Source organism: Acinetobacter sp. 148 (assembly GCF_031196675.1).
GTDB lineage: Bacteria > Pseudomonadota > Gammaproteobacteria > Pseudomonadales > Moraxellaceae > Acinetobacter > Acinetobacter baumannii.
Genome location: NZ_JAVIMT010000017.1, coordinates 169,426 through 190,067, shown reverse-complemented (window position 1 = coordinate 190,067; position 20,642 = coordinate 169,426). Strand labels below are relative to the sequence as shown.

At 37.7% G+C, this 20,642-nt stretch carries 25 protein-coding genes; all 25 read left to right on the top strand.

The genetic code is table 11. From position 1 onward, the window contains the following. Nucleotides 1-3 precede the first annotated feature (3 nt). Nucleotides 4-825, top strand: coding sequence for a hypothetical protein (locus tag RFX69_RS03520; RefSeq protein ID WP_006581300.1), 822 nt, complete (start codon nucleotides 4-6; stop codon nucleotides 823-825). A 20-nt stretch (nucleotides 826-845) separates the two neighbouring features. After that, entirely contained in the window at nucleotides 846-1,244 is a 399-nt protein-coding gene (locus tag RFX69_RS03515; protein WP_000276407.1) for a lysozyme inhibitor LprI family protein, read from the top strand. 96 nt (nucleotides 1,245-1,340) lie between these two features. Next, nucleotides 1,341-2,081 (top strand): hypothetical protein, encoded by a 741-nt coding sequence (locus tag RFX69_RS03510; RefSeq protein ID WP_009497460.1) that lies wholly within the window; start codon nucleotides 1,341-1,343, stop codon nucleotides 2,079-2,081. A 90-nt stretch (nucleotides 2,082-2,171) separates the two neighbouring features. After that, nucleotides 2,172-3,116 (top strand): Abi family protein, encoded by a 945-nt coding sequence (locus RFX69_RS03505; RefSeq protein ID WP_000842717.1) that lies wholly within the window; start codon nucleotides 2,172-2,174, stop codon nucleotides 3,114-3,116. Between the two features lie 237 nt (nucleotides 3,117-3,353). Beyond that, complete coding sequence (locus tag RFX69_RS03500) at nucleotides 3,354-4,295, top strand: tetratricopeptide repeat protein (RefSeq protein ID WP_006581298.1); 942 nt, start codon at nucleotides 3,354-3,356, stop codon at nucleotides 4,293-4,295. A 199-nt stretch (nucleotides 4,296-4,494) separates the two neighbouring features. Beyond that, a complete protein-coding gene (locus RFX69_RS03495) occupies nucleotides 4,495-4,851 on the top strand; it encodes a hypothetical protein (protein WP_001166851.1) in 357 nt (118 codons plus the stop codon). Continuing rightward, entirely contained in the window at nucleotides 4,851-5,189 is a 339-nt protein-coding gene (locus RFX69_RS03490; protein ID WP_000633139.1) for a hypothetical protein, read from the top strand. Before RFX69_RS03495 ends, RFX69_RS03490 begins: the two co-directional genes overlap by 1 nt. Beyond that, nucleotides 5,170-6,615, top strand: coding sequence for a hypothetical protein (locus RFX69_RS03485; RefSeq protein WP_004886731.1), 1,446 nt, complete (start codon nucleotides 5,170-5,172; stop codon nucleotides 6,613-6,615). The genes RFX69_RS03490 and RFX69_RS03485 overlap by 20 nt, the downstream gene beginning before the upstream one ends. Next, nucleotides 6,603-7,217: a hypothetical protein gene (locus tag RFX69_RS03480; protein ID WP_000371256.1), complete on the top strand. Its 615-nt coding sequence runs from the start codon at nucleotides 6,603-6,605 to the stop codon at nucleotides 7,215-7,217. Before RFX69_RS03485 ends, RFX69_RS03480 begins: the two co-directional genes overlap by 13 nt. Before the next feature lie 78 nt (nucleotides 7,218-7,295). Further along, nucleotides 7,296-7,754 carry a hypothetical protein gene (locus RFX69_RS03475; protein ID WP_006581295.1) on the top strand — a complete coding sequence of 153 codons (459 nt, stop codon included), beginning with the start codon at nucleotides 7,296-7,298 and terminating at the stop codon, nucleotides 7,752-7,754. A gap of 11 nt (nucleotides 7,755-7,765) precedes the next feature. Then, complete coding sequence (locus RFX69_RS03470; protein WP_001239775.1) at nucleotides 7,766-7,993, top strand: hypothetical protein; 228 nt, start codon at nucleotides 7,766-7,768, stop codon at nucleotides 7,991-7,993. 72 nt (nucleotides 7,994-8,065) lie between these two features. Further along, entirely contained in the window at nucleotides 8,066-8,971 is a 906-nt protein-coding gene (locus tag RFX69_RS03465) for a hypothetical protein (RefSeq protein ID WP_289333184.1), read from the top strand. Nucleotides 8,972-8,973: 2 nt separating this feature from the next. Next, nucleotides 8,974-9,777 (top strand): hypothetical protein, encoded by an 804-nt coding sequence (locus tag RFX69_RS03460; protein ID WP_001108884.1) that lies wholly within the window; start codon nucleotides 8,974-8,976, stop codon nucleotides 9,775-9,777. Then, the gene (locus tag RFX69_RS03455) at nucleotides 9,770-9,970 is read left to right on the top strand and encodes a TraR/DksA C4-type zinc finger protein (protein ID WP_000130710.1); all 201 of its coding nucleotides are present in this window, start codon (nucleotides 9,770-9,772) and stop codon (nucleotides 9,968-9,970) included. Before RFX69_RS03460 ends, RFX69_RS03455 begins: the two co-directional genes overlap by 8 nt. An 11-nt stretch (nucleotides 9,971-9,981) precedes the next feature. Continuing rightward, a complete protein-coding gene (locus RFX69_RS03450) occupies nucleotides 9,982-10,494 on the top strand; it encodes a hypothetical protein (protein ID WP_000014219.1) in 513 nt (170 codons plus the stop codon). Between the two features lie 19 nt (nucleotides 10,495-10,513). Beyond that, nucleotides 10,514-12,505, top strand: a complete 1,992-nt coding sequence (locus tag RFX69_RS03445; protein WP_001162224.1) for a hypothetical protein — start codon at nucleotides 10,514-10,516, stop codon at nucleotides 12,503-12,505. A gap of 75 nt (nucleotides 12,506-12,580) precedes the next feature. Beyond that, on the top strand, nucleotides 12,581-14,119 hold the full coding sequence (locus RFX69_RS03440) for a phage tail protein (protein WP_000996680.1): 1,539 nt from the start codon (nucleotides 12,581-12,583) through the stop codon (nucleotides 14,117-14,119). Nucleotides 14,120-14,133: 14 nt separating this feature from the next. Then, complete coding sequence (locus RFX69_RS03435; protein WP_001243273.1) at nucleotides 14,134-14,412, top strand: hypothetical protein; 279 nt, start codon at nucleotides 14,134-14,136, stop codon at nucleotides 14,410-14,412. 1 nt (nucleotide 14,413) lies between these two features. Further along, complete coding sequence (locus RFX69_RS03430) at nucleotides 14,414-15,544, top strand: hypothetical protein (RefSeq protein ID WP_151817896.1); 1,131 nt, start codon at nucleotides 14,414-14,416, stop codon at nucleotides 15,542-15,544. Continuing rightward, a complete protein-coding gene (locus RFX69_RS03425; RefSeq protein WP_068555820.1) occupies nucleotides 15,534-16,082 on the top strand; it encodes a hypothetical protein in 549 nt (182 codons plus the stop codon). Before RFX69_RS03430 ends, RFX69_RS03425 begins: the two co-directional genes overlap by 11 nt. Continuing rightward, nucleotides 16,079-16,381: a hypothetical protein gene (locus RFX69_RS03420; RefSeq protein ID WP_068555819.1), complete on the top strand. Its 303-nt coding sequence runs from the start codon at nucleotides 16,079-16,081 to the stop codon at nucleotides 16,379-16,381. Before RFX69_RS03425 ends, RFX69_RS03420 begins: the two co-directional genes overlap by 4 nt. 154 nt (nucleotides 16,382-16,535) lie before the next feature. Further along, entirely contained in the window at nucleotides 16,536-18,314 is a 1,779-nt protein-coding gene (locus RFX69_RS03415) for a hypothetical protein (RefSeq protein WP_151817898.1), read from the top strand. A gap of 62 nt (nucleotides 18,315-18,376) precedes the next feature. After that, the gene (locus tag RFX69_RS03410) at nucleotides 18,377-18,925 is read left to right on the top strand and encodes a hypothetical protein (RefSeq protein WP_151817899.1); all 549 of its coding nucleotides are present in this window, start codon (nucleotides 18,377-18,379) and stop codon (nucleotides 18,923-18,925) included. A 4-nt stretch (nucleotides 18,926-18,929) separates the two neighbouring features. Next, nucleotides 18,930-19,217, top strand: coding sequence for a hypothetical protein (locus RFX69_RS03405; RefSeq protein WP_151817900.1), 288 nt, complete (start codon nucleotides 18,930-18,932; stop codon nucleotides 19,215-19,217). Between the two features lie 117 nt (nucleotides 19,218-19,334). Beyond that, nucleotides 19,335-20,630, top strand: a complete 1,296-nt coding sequence (locus RFX69_RS03400; protein ID WP_151817901.1) for a hypothetical protein — start codon at nucleotides 19,335-19,337, stop codon at nucleotides 20,628-20,630. Nucleotides 20,631-20,642: the final 12 nt, after the last annotated feature.

The window sequence follows — 20,642 nt, the reverse complement described above, 5'->3', positions numbered from 1 at the left end:
TTAATGACTCTTAGAGCTTTAAATTTAACGGTATTAATTACTATGCTTGCATTAGCTGGTTGTAATAAAAATAATGAGCAACCAGCTGAAGGATCTAACTCAGCAATGCAAGAACCCGTTAAAGCGGAAGCAACTTATGATTTTACATCTTTAAATGAATCTGATTTTTTGAATCAAAGTATTTTAATAAATGATGACAAAACCTATAGAGGAATTAGATTTCATGATTATGATGTAGGCACAAAATTAATAGGAGCTGCGAGTATCGAATCAATTCAGAAGGTTGATAATTATACTTTGGCTTTGGCATCCTCAAGGCCAATAATAAATCAAAAAGCTGGTTTATATGGGGTTCTGGCAAATAAAGCTAATTTTGACGGTAATTTAGTTGTTTTAGTTTTTGAGCCAAATGTACAAGCAAGGGTTATAGAAGGCGACATAATTGCATTTAAGGGCACTGTTGCGCCGTCAGACGTTTTTACTTATACCAACCCTACAACTAATCAAATTGAAGAGTTACCAATTATATATGTTCATTTTTATCAAGCAGGCGAACTATCAATACAAGGTATTAACGACTATTTGAAAAAGCAATCTTCTGAAATTCCTAAAATCATACAAAACAAAATTCTCCAATATGAAAAGCTCAATGATTCATGCCGTGGTGGATCGGGTGATGACCCCGAAACTATTGAAAGTTGTGAAGCTAGAGATACTTTATATGTAGATATTAAAAATGGCGGATGGTGTTGGGGCTCTGAAAACGAGAATGCTGCAGGAAATGATTTGAATTGGCTACCATGTACTAAAGATAGATATAAATAAATTAAGAGTGGAGCAATTAGATGTATAAATTCATGAGAATTACTTTTTTAATTATGAGCACGATTACTTGTTCAGTTACTTTTGCTGGTATAGATAAATGCTCAAATTTGCCAAATCAATCGGCTTTAAATACTTGCTCATCAAATGTTTTGAATTCTGCAAATCAGAAAATTAATTCCGTTTATGCAAATTATATGAAAGAGCTTAACCCAACAGAGAAACTTCAATTAAAAGAGGCTCAAAGAGCTTGGATTCAATACAAAGAAAAAGATTGCCAATTTCAATCTTCACCTGTTTTAAAGGGCTCTTTATATCCATTTGTTCATAATGCATGTTTAGTGGAAAAGACAGAAAATAGAATTAAAGAACTACAAGATATGCAAGAGTGTAGATCAGGTAACGAACCTGGTTGCTTATAAATTCAATATTTGTAGAGAATATTAAAGGGATTGAATTATTCATTCCCTTGTTGTTCCTTTATGAGTTGTAAATATTTTTAATAATGGGGAAATTTGATGCTTATTGAATTGTACGATCAACTAAGAAAAAACTTAATAGAAATAAATGACTTTTACTTAGAACAATGTCAGCTCAAGCTTTTGAATCAATTTGATAACATCTCTCAAGAAGCTGATGAATATGAAGAAAAATGGCGGATTGAAAAAGAGAGCCATTACTTCAATAAAGATCCATATGATTCCTCTTCATTATATTATGATTCATATGATGCAAGTATTATCTTTTATCAAAATCTAAGTGATCTTCAACAGAATGTCAGATTTTCAGTTATTGCGGGAATGTATCATAGATGGGAAAAACAGTTTCGTTCATTCCTACATAATCAATCCAGATGGTGGGGATGTACTCATCAAGTCAGAAATGAAATTTGGACTCTGCCAGTTAACAAATTATTTATGCTTTTTAAAACTGATGAATTCGATATCGAAAAACAAGAGTTTTTTAAAGATTTTGATGCTTGTAGAGTAATTGTTAATGTTTTTAAGCATGGAAATGGAAGCTCATATAGAGAGCTGTGTAACAAGTACCCATTTTATTTAAAAGAAAATTATCATGGTATGGAAAATAATCCGTTGCCTTACTTTATATATGAACCTACATTTAATATTACGGATGATGACGTTGTTAAATTTTCAAAGGCTATTAGTGAATTTTGGCGCAAACTTAAAAATATTGAGAATGTTGAAGATCGAGAGGAATGGTTGAGAAGGACGTTTGAAAAGAGAAAGCGAAAATAATAGAACTGAACAAGTTAATAGAGTTATTCCTTTAATTAATATATAATTAGTAGGTTAATTTAATAATTTATTCATAGGATTTCGGAGAAAATGAAGTCTAGCAATATTTCTAATACCGTAGACTTGTTATCTTCTGATCGATTAAAGAGTTATAAATTATATTTTAATTTAAAAAATAATGAGGAGTGCATAGGTGTATACCTTTGGAATGATGCGCTCTCAACTGCTTTTTTTAAGTTGTTAAGTATTTTTGAAGTTGCATTTCGTAATATGGTACATAAAGAATTATCGTATCTTTATTTTTCGCATAAAAATCAAGGACACATACATGATAATGATTGGTACATGTACCTTATGGACCAAAATATACTAAACTTGGAAACTCAAAAAATATTAAAAAAAATGACTCATAGGAAAAAGAAGGTTAATGGAATTACGACTTTAGTTCCTAAAACACAAAACATTCCAACTCCAGGTAAAGTTATAGCAAATCAGACATTTGGTTTTTGGATTAAACTTATTGAATTACATCCTTCTATTGATTGGCCTGAAGTTTTCTTTAAGGGTTTTAAAGATCATTTTGCTGTAAATAAAAGTTATTGGGATACAAATGCTATAGACGATTTGATTATTCGGTTAAGACAGGTTCTATCTTTAAGAAATCGTATTGCTCACCACGAGCCATTATGGAAATTTACTGAGATTCTTCATGAAAAATCAAAAGTAGTGATCTATGAATCTGCTACTACCCCAAGTGAAAGCATTTCAAGAATGTTGACCTTGAATCATCGTTTATGCCGGTTAATAGGTTGGATATCAAAAGATAGAAGGGATGACTATTTATCATCAAGTTATAAAAGACATTTTGATTGGTTCTGCCAAGAATCAACTATCGAAATATATAAAAATTATTCCTATATGAGAGAACTGCCATTATCAAGGGCTAAGAGAGAGTTCCGTCGTCTTTTGAAAATTTCATGCTTAATAGAAATTAAGCACCAACATGGTGGAATAGTTATTTCTAGAGGTTTTTAGTAATTTCACTGTTGCACAAATTTGACAAGTGGTGCAGTAATTAATATTATAGGTACATAGCTAATCTTATTGAATAAGATATCAGTAATAAATTTCTCGCTGATAATCCAATAAGTCTTATTTGAAAGCACCCTGCGGGGTGTTTTCCTCGTTTTAGGGTTCTAAAAATTGGAACCTTGCACAAATTGTACATCCAATAGATTTCAAAATAACCTCATTGATATGAGGTTATTTTTCATGGGCAGTCTTAATCTTGCAGCTGTAACAGCTTCTACTCCATACATTAAAAAGATCCAATCGGCTTTAGAAAAAGCAACAGGCCAAACGATTGTTACACCAGAATTTCGCAAAATTAAGCGTGTTGCTGGTGTTAGCGTTTTACCAGTTGCATTTTTCTTTTCAGGTGGCGCTACGCTAACACTTTATGTTCGTGCTTTAGCAGATGTGGTCAAGGCCGAACTGAACGACAAAGTAATTGTGCTATCAGGAGATTTTAGTGATGACTATAAGCCAACATTTGAAAACGCCGTGAGTTGTGTAGCTAAACTTATCCGTGAAGCACAATCAAAGATTCAAGAACAAAATAAACGGGATAAAGTCAGTTTGCCGCCGCGCCGTACTTCTGTAGATCAGAAAATTAAAGAAGTACAAGAACAAGAACAAAAGCTAGATGAAGATTTAGCAAAACAAACCGCTCAGCGTGACCAACTGAAGGAACAAATTGAACATGCTAAGCAACAACTTGGTATAAGTTCGGAGGCTGGTCAATCCGAACTGGGAAAGCCTGAATTTGATAGTGCGAGTCCAATCAAATCAGTTACAGCAAATATCACACGTGGTAAAGCTGCAATGAACAAAGCCATTATGGAAAAAACCACAGTGCATAGAGCTATGTATCGTAATGATCTAGGCTGGGTGGATTTTGAGTATGGCAGTGATAAACAGGGCATTAAGCATATTATCAAGCGCCGTATGGAAAGTGATGGCATGACATATGATGAAGTTGTGCATATGCTTGTGGATACTATTGTGCAAACAATCGCTCAAGGTAGTACACAACGGCGTACAGAACGTGGATTATCTACAAGAATAAATATTTTATTTAATTCGCATGAAGCGTCATTGATTAAGCGAGAAGGTAGTAATGCATGGCTGCTTACAGCTTTTGAAGTGCATTAAAAAAAGCCCGGTAGTTAGAGATGGGTTGCGACATCTTCTAACCTACACTTATGACCCTATACGTTCTCGTGTCATAAGTGGAGCGGGCTTTGTATATATAATAATCCATGCATTTCTTAATTTCAAATATGGAACCATTCACGCTTACATATATACAAAAGCAATACCCTTAATACAGTTCTTATTAAGGGTGTTTTTTATGCAAATTCAAATCGGTATTGATATTGTCTTAATTCTTGCATTTTTAGCTTATCTTTCCGTTGTTACAGGATGGAATAGCAAGAATAAAGCTGCGTATATTAAACAATTCCGTCATGTGCCTATAAGCCTCTTATTTAAAGAAATCAGATATATGTATTTCATAAGTATGGCATGTGTATTGATCACTATTATTCTTGTTGATTGGAGAATCTATAACGTTGCTTCATATTTTGATGCATTAAGCGTTTCATTATGGATATTCATAATCTATTTCACCATTTTTTCAACTTATCAGATTGGCACCGCAATACTAGTAAAGCTTTTGATGATTTTCAGTAATAGAGCAACTTCTTAATGATCACATCTAAAACAATTTTAGACATGGTTGAGTACTGGCTTAATCATCCGGTCAATGGGAAGTATGGTTCTGACTTTGGTGCACCTCTTTATGATTTGCTAATGGCACCTTTAGACTCGAGGGTGGCAGATAGTTTTCTCATTAAGATGAAAAAGGATCTACCAATATTATCTGAGCTTAACTCTGACCAATTAGCACTGTATTCACAAACCGAAGGATTTGAGACGGTTCATATTCATTTAAGCATCATGAATGTGAATATAGATCTTAACCAAGTAGCAGACCGATTGGGTAAATCAGTAACAGGTGAGACATATGACATTAACGCAAGCTGATTTTGAAGCCCAGCTCCAAGCAGCGATAGATGATTATGAGATTCAGGAACGCTATAAAGCTCAAGATCCACTTGTCGTTCACCAGCTGCGTTCTATGGCTAGTTTTTTGACTGCATTTGGTCCAGAAATCGATATTGCTTCTATTGAACCATTTACCAAAACACGTGACCGCTCAATTATTGCGGATGCTACAAATAAAGGCATTTTGCCAATAGGTACGCCGTGTCAGCACTTAGTTGAAATTATCAACCGGTCAACAAATGCTGTGAGCTTAAGTCAAGGGCGAATGATTGAGGACCATAGTGGCGGTAGAGTGTGGCGGTTGCTTCAATCCATTACTGTTAAAGCTGGTGAAACGGCGGAAGTAATAGCCGAACAAAGTGAATACCGTGAAATTAAATATGTTGTACCAGTTACTGAAGGGTTCCATAAATATCGAATAGACCTTTTAGAGGACCTTTCACTTGCAAATATTTCGATTAAGCAGGGCAATAATAACTATGTAATTAAGCCGCGCTGGATGAATGTTGAACCAGGTGAATATGCTGTAACTGTTACTACAGATAATCTAAGAAGATTGTTTATTGAGTTTGGCGATTCTGAGAGAGCTGGTCGTACTCTGCAAGCCAATGAAACGGTAATAATTGGAATTCTTGAGACATACGGGGAAGTTGATGTTAATCGTTTAAAAGATGCGGCTTTACTTGATGTACTTTCTAATGATGAACAACGCATATCAGTGCGTTTTAAAGCTGGTGGAGTGATTAGAGAGGGCGTAGATCCGTTAGCTATATCTGAATTACGTTTATTATCAAGCTATCCATCGCTTTACGATGAAGATGCTGTATTTCTGGGTAACTTTGACTATGCGGTCCGTAAAAAATTCATGAAACGGGCACAGTTTATTTCTGTTTGGAATGAAACTTTGCAAGAGCAACACTTTGCCATTACATACCGCGACATTAATCATTTAAACCTTGTGGTGGTTGCCAAGAACCCAGCTGAACAAGCAACGTTAGAACAAGATATCTGTCGGTATATTGGTTATTGCGATAACTTGTATGAAGGTAAAGTGAATGTACATGAAGCTGTAGAAAAGCCAATTGAAGTAAAAATTAAAGGCTCTTTGGCTTCTGTACATAACACAGATATGGTTAAGACACAGATCAAAGAATTACTTGTAGAACGATACGGGCGTGAATCATTGAGCTCAAGTCGTTGGCTGGTTAATGGCTTTAATACGCAAGAAATGGGGAAGCTGATTAATGACAATATTGTGGCTTTCCAAGACCGGATGAGTGACTTTACCATTATGCTTTCAAATGAGTTGAATAAGCCTAATGAGTGGGTGTATGTGACAAAAGACAGCATTACTGTTGAGTTGGAACGCACCGCTGATATTTCGGGGGCTACATGGACCCTATAAGCTTTACTCGGCCTATCGATGAACACTATGTGAGTACGGGCTTGCAAACCGCACTTGCTAAAGCATTTAAACAAGTATTTGCACAAAACTTTGAGCAGTCCATTCAAGATTTATTGGATTACGGTTGTCCTCATATCGGTAGTAAAACAGTTGTAGAACGGTTCTCTAAACAAAACGGACTTGTTGTATTACGCCGAAATAACACCTCTGACACGTTAATGCGAATTATCTATGCCAATTGGAGCAGCATGGGTAATAAAAGAGGATTAGCGTTTTTAGAGTTTGTTTTACGAATGTTGTGGGGGAAAGATCATTTTCAGATTATCCGGCTATGGCACAGCTTGGAAAAGCTAAAAGAATATCCAGCCTATTTGTCTGATTTTGAAAAGCCAAATTACTTCTTAACAAGTCGGATTAGAATTGTTTTAGATAAAACTGTTGATGCAAATGAAGTGGTAGAGCTGTCACCGATATTACGCCGTTTAGTACCAGCCAATATTGTCGTTAAAGTCCACTCAATGGCATTTGATAGAGATTTAGGCACCACAAGCTTTGCAGCGGCAATAGCAGCTAAGCCTTATGCAGTCTATAACTTCCTTTAATTCAATTGGAACTGTTGAGTTAGCGCTCAAATACAAAATGATTTCATAGTCCTGTTCATTAGTTCAGGACTTTTTTATATGCAACAAGCTCAAGACAATGTTTTAGTAGGAATCGCAGAACCTATCAATGGTCAGGGAGAAAACTTATTAATTGATCATTTCTTAGGATATGCAAGCCATGAATTAGAACCACAAGAAATTGATAAAGTTATTAAAGGGGAAGTGGTTGAAGGCATCACGGAATATGCTCAGGGCCATTACTATAAGATTTCAGCAAATCCTGAAAACCAAAATGCAAAAGATTTTGAAATCAGTATTCATTTTCAGGATGGCCCAATTCCAGGACATGGGGTGAATGGGGTTACTAGTGAAGCATTGTTAAAAGTACTTATTCACCGTACTAAAACCTTGGATGAAAAATTTCCGAGTGAGTTCAACAAACAAGCCATTATTTATATGGAAAGTGCGCTAGAAGAATTTAATAAACGTACAGCTGAGCGCCGTGCTCGTGGTGTTGAAGGCACACTTGTTAAGTAATGGGGTGATGTATGCGTTTAAGTATTTTTTGTCGAAAGCGTGGTTGCTCTCAATTAATTGACTTATCTCAAATGGATTGTTTGCAAGTCTCCCAAAGTGAACATAGAGGCGGCATGGTTAGTGAAAGCTTTTATGACGTTTTTATCTCACTTAAAAGTGGATACATCTTTGATGCAACCATTGAAGATAAACAGCATGACAAGCTATTGGAATTGATTGAGTTTGATCAAAAGATTTGATTTGGAACTGATTAAATTTCAACTGTAGAACAACTGAAACAATAGCCTCAATCACAGCATTGGGGCTTTTTTATGGCTAGCAAAAATAGAAAGACAAAAGTTCTATCTTACAACTTACATGACCGATGCCGTAAATATACCGGTGTTGATCGAAGTAATGTCGATGTTGATGCAATGGTCAACTTGATCAACAGTGACCATGTACAAGAAATGGTTGCTACTAATTCATTACAAGGATTTTACGGTCATCAAATTCGACAGCGCTATGGTATGGTGCCGCCTGAAACTGTTCCTATTAAAGGTAAATTGGTATATCTAGCGCCAGCGCTGAAAACAATCCATTTACGTGCTACTCAAGATGGGACTGTAGAGCATCAAGAAGAATTTTTTGACAATGAACCTGGTGAGCTTGCATTAAGACAATATGCTGCACAAGCTGGTGGATTCAGTACTGCAGTTAACTACAAGAGAATTGGTGGACGTCTTATTCCTACTGGTTTTTTTGGTTTTGACTATGTATCTCAGCCTAACTATGCAAGTAATGTTGGTGATGGTCAGTTATTTGATGGTTTATTTGTTCCTGAAGAGCCAGAAGGTGTTGTTTCTTGCTTTGATAGTGCAACAGATATATCACAGTTATCACAACCCGAAATTATTATTGCCCAATTACTTGAAGATCAAATCTTACAGACCTACGACAATATCAATAGCCAACTTCATCTTTTAAATGAGTTAGGAAATGCTCAAGGGTTAGTAGGTGAACTATCAGAAAAAGTTGATAAACAGAAACGCCTGCAACAACTTAGGGAAGAACGTAAAAAAGAACTCTATACAGGTTTGGTAAATCCTGTGAAGAGCTTTGATTCAGTTCAACAACATGCTGAACAAATTCTGCAATCCATGGATCAGCCAAGTGTAAAAGAAAAAGCTAAAAAGCCGAAAAAGTCTTTTGGCAATATCTTTAGTGTATGGGGGTAATAATGAATTACCCCAATGATTCACTTAAAAGCATTCAAAACGCTTGGTATAAGCAGTTAGTTAATTTTCGCGCTTGGTATACGCCAGAGACACAATTAACAGCTGACTGGAAAATGAGAGCTATTGGCAACGCTATAAAAGCATGCCCTTCAAGGATGATGGACGACTCAGAAGCAATGCTTTCTGAATACAGAAAAAGCCAAACACATGGTGATAACTCAAAAGTTCAATTACCAATCATGCTTACTGCAACAGCGTTAACAGACCAACCCCCAGATGTAAATCAATTACTACCAGTACCAGATTTTGTTGAAACGGTCATTGATGAGAAGCGGGTAAAAGTTCGTCTAGTACCAACAACTGTAAGAGCTCAAATCGCATTCTTTGCCACCAATCCTAACGATCTGCGTTCAGTCATTGGGCAATTTTGCGCGTACATGTCTAGCAGTGATAACCGCCGTTTTAATGTGCCATTTCAGCAATGGAATGATCATGTTGTTAATTCAACATTCACTGTATTTGAAAATGAACTTTTTCCATCACCCGTACCTAGCGAAGCAGTCAATCTTTCTATCTCAACTGTAGATATTCAGCTTGTGGGTTACATACCTAACGTTATCGGTTTCGGTGGTCCTTTCGATCAAAACACGGGTAATGGGTATGAACCTGACGGCTCAGCAACGGAACAGCCCGCAATCAACGACAAAGTTGTAGTGCAAGCTGATCAGTACACGCCACTCGACCATCAACGTGTGAAGGGTGACAGAGAAACAGGTGAAATTACAGTTGAGCGTATAGATGACTGACTTAATCGATAAGGCACAAGAAAGTGCTGATTATTTATTGCAGCAAGAAATTGCAAATCGATGCCGTTTTGACGGCGAATCTGAAAAAGAATGTGTTGAATGTGGTGAAGAAATACCAGAGCGCCGCCGTTCTTTAGGTGGCGTGAAATTCTGCATTGAATGCCAAACCAAGTTAGAACGCAAACGGCGCTAAGGATACAAGTAATGTCTGGAATTATTCGTATTGACAGTCGTGTTGCTGGGTTTTCTGATCAACCGATTCGTCTCATTGGAGCCGCATTTGCGGATACTGGTGAGCTTGTTATTCAAAAAACAGCCGTTTATTCAAATTTACCCGTACCAAGTGATTTAAGAGATCAAACGGTTGTAGTAACTGACTCACCGGACCAAGTACAGAATTGGCAATTAAGTTTCAATGCTAAAGACCACTTAGAGGAAGTGATTTCAATTTATCAAGCTCGTTACAGAGCAAAATTAATTGAAATTGAGCCGAAGTTAAACCAGTACAACCCTAAGAACGTACTTGAAATCCGTAAAGTCGATAAAAACGGCCTTCAGCAGGAATTTGATAGCAGCAGCTTAAACAACGGCCACATTGCAATCCTGTTAGCTGTTTGGGCTAGTACAAAAATTGCAAAAGGCTTTTCAATTACTGAAGGGAATCAGTTTGAAGAAGATGCTGTAGATCCAACAATGCTTCCTTTTTCAATCTTTTAATTAATGGTGTTTTTACGGTATGGCTTTGGCACCGTTAAAAGAAATTCCCGAATGGTGGGAACTTTGTGAGCGTTATCGATACGACATCTATGCTTTCGCCGTAGAAGCATTAGGTGTCGAACCCACATGGCAACAAGAATTACTATTTGAATCTATTGCATTTGATGGTAGTCGTACATCCGTAGCTTCAGGTCACGGTTGTTTTGGAAAAGGGACTTTAATCAAATTAGCCAATGGGGAATTTATCCCAGTTGAGCGCATTAACCTAAATCACAAGATCCTTGCTGCAGATGGTAAGACTGAACTAGATGTAATTAAAACAGTAACTGGTTATCAGGATATGTACCGGTTTGAATATGAGAATGGCAAAACTCATACATTCAATAAATCGCATATCCTTTGCTTAATCTCTTTATACGATGGTAACGGCTGGTCAAAGGGCGACAAGATTGAATTGCTTGTTTCTCAATACATGAACCTAAAGCCAGAAAATAGAGAACAGTTTGCATCATATAGGCTTGTTGATGGGGAACATGAGCCTTTAAAAATCACATCCGTTGCCGAGCTGGGTGAAGGTAAATATTACGGTTTTGTACTCGATCCAGATCCATTTTTCTTAGGTGAAGATGACTTAGTACTACATAACACTGGTAAAACGGCCAGTGCCGGTATTGTTGCCTTATGGCATCTCTTGTTTTTTGATGAATCAATCATGATGTTTACTGCCCCCCAGATCGGGCAGTTAAAGAAACAAGTCTGGAAAGAAATCAGTATCAATCTAGCACGATTGAAGCAAGGGCCTTTGGCTTGGCTTGCTGATTATGTCGGGTACCAGTCTGAACTCGTTTACATTAAAGGCTACAAAGAAAAATGGTATGTCTTTGCTAAGACAGCACCAAAACATCAACCTACAAACTTGGCTGGTAACCACGGCGATAACTACATGGTCTGGGTCGATGAGGCCAGCGGTGTAGATGATGCTGTACTGGATGTAGCGTTTGGTGCATTAACTCACGAAGACAACCGAGCCGTAATGACGTCGCAACCTACCCGTAATGCGGGTATGTTCTATGAGACTCATCACAAGTTAAGTCATCGAGCTGGTGGTGTTTGGATTGCTCTCACATTTAACGGGGAAGAGTCACCATTAGTTAGTAAGCAATCTTTAGAAGAACAACGGCAAAAGTATGGAAGCCGTGAAGACGCTCAGTACAAGATCCGTGTTCTAGGTGAATTCCCAGACTTATCGGATGAGTTCTTAATTACCAAACGTCAAACAGAAGAAATGTATGTTGGCGCGAGTATTTTTGATGACCATCAATTCGGTTATGTCATTACGGTTGACGTTGGTGGTGGTGTTGGTCGTGACGATTCAGTAATTGTTGTATCTAAAGTTTGGGGTGAATCGCAATGGGGGGAGCGTGCACGCCGTGTAGAAGTTGTAGATATTCCATTATGCAAAAACAGAGATGATATCTTAGAACTATTTGCAAAGATTAATGAGCTACTTTTACAGTACCCAAATGCTAACTTGGTTGTAGATGACAACGGGGCAGGTAAAGGTTTAGGCCAGTATCTTAAAAAGCAAGGTATTTTCTACGTTCCTGTTTATTGGGGCTCACAATGTTTTAGTAATGACAATAGAAAAGAGTTTACGAATAAACGTTCATTAGCTTATGTGGGCTTAGCTCGAGCAATCGCAAATGGACGTTTTAAAATAAAAACGAAGAAACACAATGTTAAAATTAAAGACCAATTAATCCACGTTCCATACCGGTTCGATGACTTTGCTCGTTATAAAATCTTGAGCAAAGACGAAATGAAACGTATGGGAATTAAATCACCGGATATTGGTGATGCTTTTGCTTTCTTATTCTTAGAAAACGTTCACTACACTGAAGCTTACGAAACTGTAAATGTCACTGACGATACACCGGAAGGCCGTGAACAAGCTGAACGTAAATCAAGATTCAGTGCTTTAAGAGAAGCAGCTGAAAAAGAAAATGATTAGTTATATGGAACTGCCCACTTAAATACCTATTCTTCATAACTACCATAGATCAATAAATCATATGAGTGGGTGGTTATGGCTATTAACTTCTTTTTAACTGACGCAGGTCGGAATGCATTAAATAAAGTGGGCGATGTTGCTAGCTTTGGGGGGGAGCTTACCCATCTTGCTGTTGGTACCGGCAAATTTGATGCATCAGTGGAAGCGAAAAACCTAACTTCTCTTAAAAATGAATTAGCTAGATTTTCTCTTAACGGTGGTGGTGTAGATACAGAAACGGGTACTTTGCGTTTTGTAATGAGTATTGAGCCCACTTTAACAATGGAAGTGTTTGAGATGGGTATTTACCTATCAGACGGCACTTTACTTGCAGTAGCGTCAACTACAGAAGTTCAATCAATCATGTCACTGCATGCAAACGTGGTTGCTATCGTTACTTTTGGATTTGTTTTAACTGACGTTAATTTGAAAAATGTAACTATAAAAATTGATCCAAATACTCCAATTGCAGTGATGTTGATGAACCAGCATAGTGCAGATGAGGATCCACACCCGCAATACGGGGCGTTAATACAGAAAATAATCAAAGAACACTTAAATCATAATGATCCACATTCACAATATGCTTTTAGAAAAGACGTAAAAGAAAAAGATGATGATTTACAGCGCCAAATTAATGGATTAGATACTTCATCCCAAAATTTAGGTCAGCAGCTAACGGATTTAAAAAAATATTTAGATTCTCAATATCCGAAATTATTGGGAGCAGGGGTAAACATTGGGTCTAAAGCTACTATTGATTTGGGTGGAAAGGTAACTGACTTACGTGACTCAAAATATGCTATCCATTTAACACCTGAAAGCACGCATGAAGCGTGGACAATAACGCGTTCTGAAAAGTCATTTGATTATGAAGTTTGGAATCGTTCTGGGCAAAACCGAATTGGGTATTCTGGAATTGTAAGTTGGTCTGTAATTCAAGTTGCTGCAGAAACACTTAATGATGGTAATGGCGATTACACAGTACCTGGTGTTTATATCATTCCAATCCAACCAAAAGAGCAAAAAGAATTCATTTTAGTAGGTGCTGGTGGCGGCGGCGGTGGCAGTATTTGGGAAGCTGGAAGAATGGCCCATGGTACAGATGGTGGTGATACTCGCTTACGTTTAAATGAACTTGATTTAGCATTAGTGGGGGGTGGTAAAGGTGGTACTAGTGGGCAATGGTCTAACGGTAGTTATTTTTCAAATGGTGCTGGTGGGTTACCTACGGCAATCACTATAAATTCAAACATAACTGAGATTTCTAGAAAACTTGGTAATGCAGGTATAGCTGCAAATCAAACTAATCATGTAGGCGGTTCTTCAGTAAGTCCTGAGGGTAATTGGGGTGCAGGTGGAGATGGCGCAAATGGAGTCGGTGATCTTGGTTGGGGTTTAGGTGGCGGCGGTGCTAGTGGCGGATTATTGGTTTGTAGATATTCTAATATCAGTGAAAAAATTCAATATATGACACTCATTGTTGGTGAACCTGGTCTTGCAACCGAAAGTAATGGTAATACTGGTAAAGCAGGTATTGGTGGTTTTGCTCGTGTAAGTACTGTTAAAGCTTAAATAGGTGAAACAGTATGAGAAATGATTATCGAAATGCTATTAGAGACTTAATTCACCGGAATCTTCAACAAAATAATATTCAGAATTTAATTGTATGGGAGATTAAAGAGGATGAATCCCTAGATCCATCATTGTTGAGTTTGAAATTATATGGTTCAAGAAATCATATTGACGCAGTACTTGTGGCTTGTGAAGCGAATGGCGTTTGGGAAAAGTTACCTCTACAAAAGGTAGCATTTCCAAGGCTCGTTGATCTTTTAAGACTTCAAAAAGAATACTTGCAGGATAATTAATATGTCAGCATTCAAGCCAGATGATTTACGCCGTGCCCAGCTGCAATTAAATCAATCTTTGCAAAATGGTGGAGTTCGCAGAGATCAACAGAGCCGCCAGCGTGCTGATAGAGAACAGCGGGCATTTGCCGAAAAAGAAATTGAATATGATGATTGGGGACGAAAGATCCCTAAGCCTATGTTCTTGCGGCCACAAGATATTGCACAAGGCGAAAAATATGATGTAGAGAGAGTACTTTTTACAACATTAGGTCAGCGAAATGGAGAAGTACCACGGCGTATTACCCGTGATGATATCTTGGCATTTCAGGAAAACATTCAACTATTAAAAGATCAGTATAGTAAGGGTATTACCCCTCAAAACATCATTAACTTAAGCCGACAAGACGATATTGACCGGGCAAATGAGCAAATCTATTTGGTGGTACCAGTCAGCAGAAAAGCTGGTTTAGTACACTTACTTACGAATGCTGGTCCAAATAGTAAAGTTTTAAATCATCATGTTGAGATTGAATTTTCAAACTTTAAATCAGTTGTTTTTGATATCGATAAACAAGCATTAACGACTGTTAAAAACCGCTTGTCTAAAGGCAAAATCAAATTTCAGTGTGATTGCGAGCGTCATACGTTCTGGTACCGCTATATGGCAACTATAGGCGGCTACAACTTAGGACGGGATGAGGGTGGTTTCCCGAAAATTCGTAACCCTCATTTGTCTGGTGTGGCTTGTAAGCATGTATTGCGTGTTGTTAAGTGGATTGGCTCACCATCAGGCATCGCATATCTTAAAAAAGAAGTAGAAAAAGACCGTCAGAAACAAGTTGGCGCTCGATATAAGCAAACCGATAGGCAGATAAAGAATTCTATTAACGAACAAGTAAAAGATGTAATTAACGGTTCTGTTAAGCCCATCAAAGCCAATATTCAAAAAGCCGAAAAAGAAATGATGCGTAGAGCAGATAAAGTTGCGAAAAAGCTCTTAGACAACGAATTGAAAACTCTTAAACGTTTTGAATTAGAAACAGTTAAAGCAAGTCAAGTTGAAAGAATTCAAGCTTTGCATAAGTCAGGTGCTATTGATCAAGACATGTTAAATGTCTTCATGAAGGGTTTAGGTAAAAATGCTAAATAGATCGGTAAATCAAGTTGCCAATGGACGCCGTTTAGCAGCGAGACGTGTTGTTATGAATGCACTTGCTAGTATTCCAGCTCAAGTTTGGCGTAAAGAAGTGATTTTCAATAATCCAGCTGAAGATTCAAAACCTGTAGATCCTCTTTCTTTTGAAGCAAATACTTTATCGATTCAAGATGAACCTAACTACAAGTATGAATATAAAGGCGCTGCTTATGTTCATTTAGATAAATTTAATGGTGGTTATATTCAAAAGAACTTCTCAATGAATAACCCCTCAGATTTGGTGCTAACTGCTCAAGTAGAGCCATTTAATGATGAGTTGGAAGATGTATTGGAAAGGATAATCAACATTCCCGATTTGATTCTTAAAGAAGGGGATCTTTTAGGTTTAATGATTTATGAAAATCTAATGTTGTGGTTTGAAATTGTAAATATTACTGGTTTTAGCCTCATGGCTGATTTTGGCAGTAAGTATGTTTTAAACCGTAGAGATGATTTGTTTATTTCACCTATAGGTGATGGAGAAACCAAATGAGCTATTTAATTTTCAATGAAAAAGGTAAAAAGACTGGCGACATTGAAATAGCTGAACAATGTACTTCTGCAATTTTCAATTACCAGGTAATCGGGAACGGGGCAGAAGTAGAGTTTTTCGGAAGCAATGTTCCATATGCAGATCCGCAAAACGATTCTCACTGGGTGCCTATTCTAACTTTAACAGCTGCTGCACACGATACAGAACCGTTTAGACAGCATTGTTGGGATAAGCTCCGTTATAAAGTTAAAGGTGGTGATAATGTGGAGATTTATGTTTCAAGTGGTGTAAGTGGATAGCAATATAAATAAAGGGCTGAGATGGTCCTTTAGCTACATTTTCTTTGTCCTCAATTTTGGGGACTTTTTCATGTTTGGAACCGACCAGCTTTAGTAAAAATACGCCATGTCAGACTTTCTGCATCTTACATAGAAAGCCAAAGGCTGGTTTAAAATGACTGTGTTATCAGACGAAATTCGTAAAAAGTATGAGTCTCAACAAATTGCTACAGCTCAGTGCCGAAATTACTATTTCAAAAGTCCTGATGAGCTTGAAAATGGGTTTGACAGTGCACAAACAGCGGCAGAAGAGTACCCAGAAGTATTAAAAGCAATTTTTGATTCAATTGGCATCGAATATGCGCCAGAAGTTGATAAAGCTGTGATGTTTGGGGTATCACAATATCAAGCACGCCATGGCGGTGATTTACCCCATCCTTCAATCATTGCAGCTGCGTTAACTGCTGGTTTAAGTGGTGCTAAACAAGCTGGTTCTTTGCCTACTGATACCATTAGCTATTATGACAGTATTAATGAATCTGGATTTGATGATGTAAATCACCAGCATCATGAATCTGTAAGTATCGTCCCAGCGATTACTGTAGCAACTATTGCAAACGTTATCGCTTATGCAACGCCAATTGTTGCAATGATTCCAAACTCTAATGGTTCAAATGAAGTACCGTTAGTATCTATTCGTTTTGTCACCAATCGTGATTTTGGTGCAATGAAGAAATCAGAATACTTAGACGGTGCAAATGCCTCAAAGCCTTATGTAGAGGGCCGTTTACGTTTTGCATTGTCAAATGGTGGTGCAGGTACAACCTACTCAGTGGTAGCACGAACTGGCTATGAAGATTTCAAGGCAAAAACGCCAGATGTAAATGCGAAGTTACTGCCGTTTATTGCTGGTAATGTTTCAATCAAAATCAACGGTAAAGAAGTTGCGCATACTCGAAACCGCAGTAAATCAAAATTTTCAGGCAAGATTTCAGCTATTGCTGAAAAAAACGTAATTGTAAACGGCGTAGAGTATCGCGTTGTTGGTAGTGAAATTGACCTTTCTGCTAGCAAAATTAGCGTGACCTTAAATGAAGCTTTACCAGCTGGTGCTAAAGTTGAAGTTCATCTCGTAGCTGATTTTGATGCGCGTGATGGTAACGGTAACTTCTTAATGACGCCTGTAGGTGTTGATTTTGAACCTGAATATGAAAATTTGGTGTCTTCACCAATTATGGCACAGGTTACCGCAGCAACTTTATTGCAGACTCAGTTGAATAATGAACTCAAACTCGGCTTCTTAGGTCAAGCTTTGGCAATTATTCAGGGTAAAGTTTTCTTGGAACAAACGGTCCGTCTTTTAGGTGAAGCAAAAGATTTGGCTGAATACTCAGGCCATGAAATTACTTTTGATGCTTCTCGTGGTGTGACTGGTAAATTAGCAGCAGCGTTTAATACCACTGGCGATCTGTTTGGCGAAGTAATGAAGTTTATTTCTGCTGCAAAAATGGATATTAATCAGCGTACCGGTGGCTCTACTGTTGCTTACGATTTGTATGTTGGGGATAGTGGTGCAGTATTCTTTAACCAACTATCTAGCGATAAGATGCCGACAAAAACTGGGTACTCTGCTGGATATGGGCAAATTGTTCGTATTGGTAAACTTGCAGATGGTACAAACGTTTACCACGCACCGTCAGCACAAGAGCTTGTAGCTGAAGCAGATACAGCATTTGATATGCTTTTAGTTGGTCGTGGGAATGAGCCAATTCGAGCGCCGTTTGTTGGGTTTATTCAAACCCCACTCTCAGTTATTGAAACACGTCCAGATGCACGTGAATCAGTACTTACTTTAATTGGCTCTCAAGCTGCAGAAATGAACCCATTGGATCGATACGCTGACCAAAGCTATGTCATTCACTGCATCAATATGCCATCTCTTAAAAAATCGTAAGTAATACAAATTAAGGCGCATTTCGATGCGCCTTTTCCCTTATTTATTGAAAGGAAAATCTCATGGCTGCAGCAACACAAAACACTGACGAAACTTTAGCTTCAACTGACGAACAAGCGACTAATAAACCAAAAAACACACGTAATAAAACCAATAAAACTACAGAAACACAGAATACCCAAGCTGGTGATGAAAAAGCTTCAGACCAAGGTGATTTGTTAAATAGCCAAGGTCCTGAAGACGGCGCTTCCCAAGATGAAGGTAAGAAACCTACTAATTTGAAAAATGGCGATTCAGATAATGAAGATTCCAGTACTAAAGATAATGGAAATTCAACTGAATCATCAAATAAGGCACAACAAACTGATATTCCCATGGCCGAACATCAAATTGTGGAAAATCTATATGGTTCTACCATTAGTAATGTAGATCCTCTAGTTATTAATGTGACTAATAACGGATTTTCAACTGTTTTAGAACCGTTATCACGTGTTGCTATTGAGGCAGGTAAAACAGCAAGTATTACGTGTCATAACCAAACATTTAAACATCAAGTACTGGAAAATTTACGTCAGTTGAAGGGGCTTGGTAAGAATCTAACTGTTGAGTAACAAGATGACTATTTTTATTATTGATGGCACGAATCCAATTCTGGAAGCTGTAGGTGATAAACCAACTGAACGAAGTATTACTCTTCAAAATAACGGTTTAAGTGACATTACCGAACCATTTACGCAAGTTTTGGTACAAGCTGATCAAAAGGTAACATTCACTTTGATCGGTGATGAAGCTCATAAACAATTGCTAGATAACCTAGATCAAATTAATGGCTTGAAAGGTAATGTACTTCAAATTGTACCTACTGAGGCAGAAGAACCTACAGAACCTACTAACGGGTTATAAAATTTAGGAAATTAAAAACCACTTTCGAGTGGTTTTTTTACATTGGAACTAGCCAGAAAATCAAAAACAACCACGGCTCAAAATACTTAAAACAAATAGCCTTGGGCGTGTAATGTAATGAATATACTTGCTCTGTCGAGTTCAGGTGAGCTATCCCTTGTAGCAGGGGCCAGCCCATCACTCAAATTAGAATTTGATACTCACAGTTATCTTGCAAATGCAGAAATCAATGTGGCCTTTTTTGCGAAAGTAACTAGCCCACGCGGTCCTGCAGATATTTCTATGCGTTTGGAAATACGTGATGCGGTAACAGGTGATCAAATTGTTACTGTTCAGGGATTAGTAGATGGAGACATTGAAAATTCTGCTTCTATTGTCGCTGTAGCTGATGCAAAAGAATATTTTGAGCGTTTTGATTTATCGTTAGGTAATGATGCGTTACAAGCAATCCTCAAATCAAATGCTTATAACGAATCAAATAGCTTAGGTCGTGCTTCAAAAACATTGGCATTGGAAGATGAATCGTTACCATCATTTAATCCAGATGAACTATATAAGATTCTGACGAGTCAATTAAGTACACCAGCATATCTGACTTTACCAAATCCTCATGATTTATCAATTTATGTTGCGGCACAACGTGCAGCTACAAAGCTACGTATTCCTTTGGATGCTGAAATCAATCCAACTTTTACAGCTGAGCAAGCAGCTCAATTTGCGACTAGCGTAGATGCGCAATCACAGTTTGTTCAATTCATTTGGAGCCCGAACCTTTGCCGCCCAACGGATGCTGTCACGCTAAGAGGTCGTAAGGTACCAGCTTATTATTTGGGCCATTACATCGGCGATAAATTATTACGTAATGCAAAGTTAAATAAACAAGGATTTGCGCCGTTAAAAAATGCAGTAGCTTGGAAAGATTATCCATTTACAGCAAAAAATTTAAGCCAGATGCCGAATATTGATCTTGAAGATGAACAGACTCAAGAAATGTTGGCTAAGGCTAAAGTAAATGTAGTTCGCCCAGTTAAGTTTGAAACTACATTATTTGTATTAAGTGATGTGCTTACGCAATACCAAAGCAAAAATAGTGCTTTGCGTTTAGTTCCCGCTGCGGAGATTTCGGCTCGGGTTACGAATAAATGTATCGAGATCCTGCGGACTTATATGTTCCAAGCTACACCGGACTATATCAAAAAAGCTGGTGATGACATTCAAGAGTTTTTAGAGGGCGCTTCTAGTGAAACAACCGGTTGGTTACAACCGGCTGAAGATCTAGGGGGTAAACCTTTTGAGTTCAGTTTAATACCTGACAAAGACTATCCATATGAGCGTGTACGACTCTATTTAGCCCATGGAGTTGTTGGTACAACTCGTGCTGCAATTTTTGATGACGACGTTTTAGTTAAATAATTTTAAGGATCT

Excerpts from the sequence above, each read along its gene's own strand:
- RFX69_RS03520 (WP_006581300.1), top strand. The coding sequence starts at position 4 with ATGACTCTTAGAGCTTTAAATTTAACGGTATTAATTACTATGCTTGCA.
- RFX69_RS03515 (WP_000276407.1), top strand. The coding sequence starts at position 846 with ATGTATAAATTCATGAGAATTACTTTTTTAATTATGAGCACGATTACT.
- RFX69_RS03510 (WP_009497460.1), top strand. The coding sequence starts at position 1,341 with ATGCTTATTGAATTGTACGATCAACTAAGAAAAAACTTAATAGAAATA.
- RFX69_RS03505 (WP_000842717.1), top strand. The coding sequence starts at position 2,172 with ATGAAGTCTAGCAATATTTCTAATACCGTAGACTTGTTATCTTCTGAT.
- RFX69_RS03500 (WP_006581298.1), top strand. The coding sequence starts at position 3,354 with ATGGGCAGTCTTAATCTTGCAGCTGTAACAGCTTCTACTCCATACATT.
- RFX69_RS03495 (WP_001166851.1), top strand. The coding sequence starts at position 4,495 with ATGCAAATTCAAATCGGTATTGATATTGTCTTAATTCTTGCATTTTTA.
- RFX69_RS03490 (WP_000633139.1), top strand. The coding sequence starts at position 4,851 with ATGATCACATCTAAAACAATTTTAGACATGGTTGAGTACTGGCTTAAT.
- RFX69_RS03485 (WP_004886731.1), top strand. The coding sequence starts at position 5,170 with ATGACATTAACGCAAGCTGATTTTGAAGCCCAGCTCCAAGCAGCGATA.
- RFX69_RS03480 (WP_000371256.1), top strand. The coding sequence starts at position 6,603 with ATGGACCCTATAAGCTTTACTCGGCCTATCGATGAACACTATGTGAGT.
- RFX69_RS03475 (WP_006581295.1), top strand. The coding sequence starts at position 7,296 with ATGCAACAAGCTCAAGACAATGTTTTAGTAGGAATCGCAGAACCTATC.
- RFX69_RS03470 (WP_001239775.1), top strand. The coding sequence starts at position 7,766 with ATGCGTTTAAGTATTTTTTGTCGAAAGCGTGGTTGCTCTCAATTAATT.
- RFX69_RS03465 (WP_289333184.1), top strand. The coding sequence starts at position 8,066 with ATGGCTAGCAAAAATAGAAAGACAAAAGTTCTATCTTACAACTTACAT.
- RFX69_RS03460 (WP_001108884.1), top strand. The coding sequence starts at position 8,974 with ATGAATTACCCCAATGATTCACTTAAAAGCATTCAAAACGCTTGGTAT.
- RFX69_RS03455 (WP_000130710.1), top strand. The coding sequence starts at position 9,770 with ATGACTGACTTAATCGATAAGGCACAAGAAAGTGCTGATTATTTATTG.
- RFX69_RS03450 (WP_000014219.1), top strand. The coding sequence starts at position 9,982 with ATGTCTGGAATTATTCGTATTGACAGTCGTGTTGCTGGGTTTTCTGAT.
- RFX69_RS03445 (WP_001162224.1), top strand. The coding sequence starts at position 10,514 with ATGGCTTTGGCACCGTTAAAAGAAATTCCCGAATGGTGGGAACTTTGT.
- RFX69_RS03440 (WP_000996680.1), top strand. The coding sequence starts at position 12,581 with ATGGCTATTAACTTCTTTTTAACTGACGCAGGTCGGAATGCATTAAAT.
- RFX69_RS03435 (WP_001243273.1), top strand. The coding sequence starts at position 14,134 with ATGAGAAATGATTATCGAAATGCTATTAGAGACTTAATTCACCGGAAT.
- RFX69_RS03430 (WP_151817896.1), top strand. The coding sequence starts at position 14,414 with ATGTCAGCATTCAAGCCAGATGATTTACGCCGTGCCCAGCTGCAATTA.
- RFX69_RS03425 (WP_068555820.1), top strand. The coding sequence starts at position 15,534 with ATGCTAAATAGATCGGTAAATCAAGTTGCCAATGGACGCCGTTTAGCA.
- RFX69_RS03420 (WP_068555819.1), top strand. The coding sequence starts at position 16,079 with ATGAGCTATTTAATTTTCAATGAAAAAGGTAAAAAGACTGGCGACATT.
- RFX69_RS03415 (WP_151817898.1), top strand. The coding sequence starts at position 16,536 with ATGACTGTGTTATCAGACGAAATTCGTAAAAAGTATGAGTCTCAACAA.
- RFX69_RS03410 (WP_151817899.1), top strand. The coding sequence starts at position 18,377 with ATGGCTGCAGCAACACAAAACACTGACGAAACTTTAGCTTCAACTGAC.
- RFX69_RS03405 (WP_151817900.1), top strand. The coding sequence starts at position 18,930 with ATGACTATTTTTATTATTGATGGCACGAATCCAATTCTGGAAGCTGTA.
- RFX69_RS03400 (WP_151817901.1), top strand. The coding sequence starts at position 19,335 with ATGAATATACTTGCTCTGTCGAGTTCAGGTGAGCTATCCCTTGTAGCA.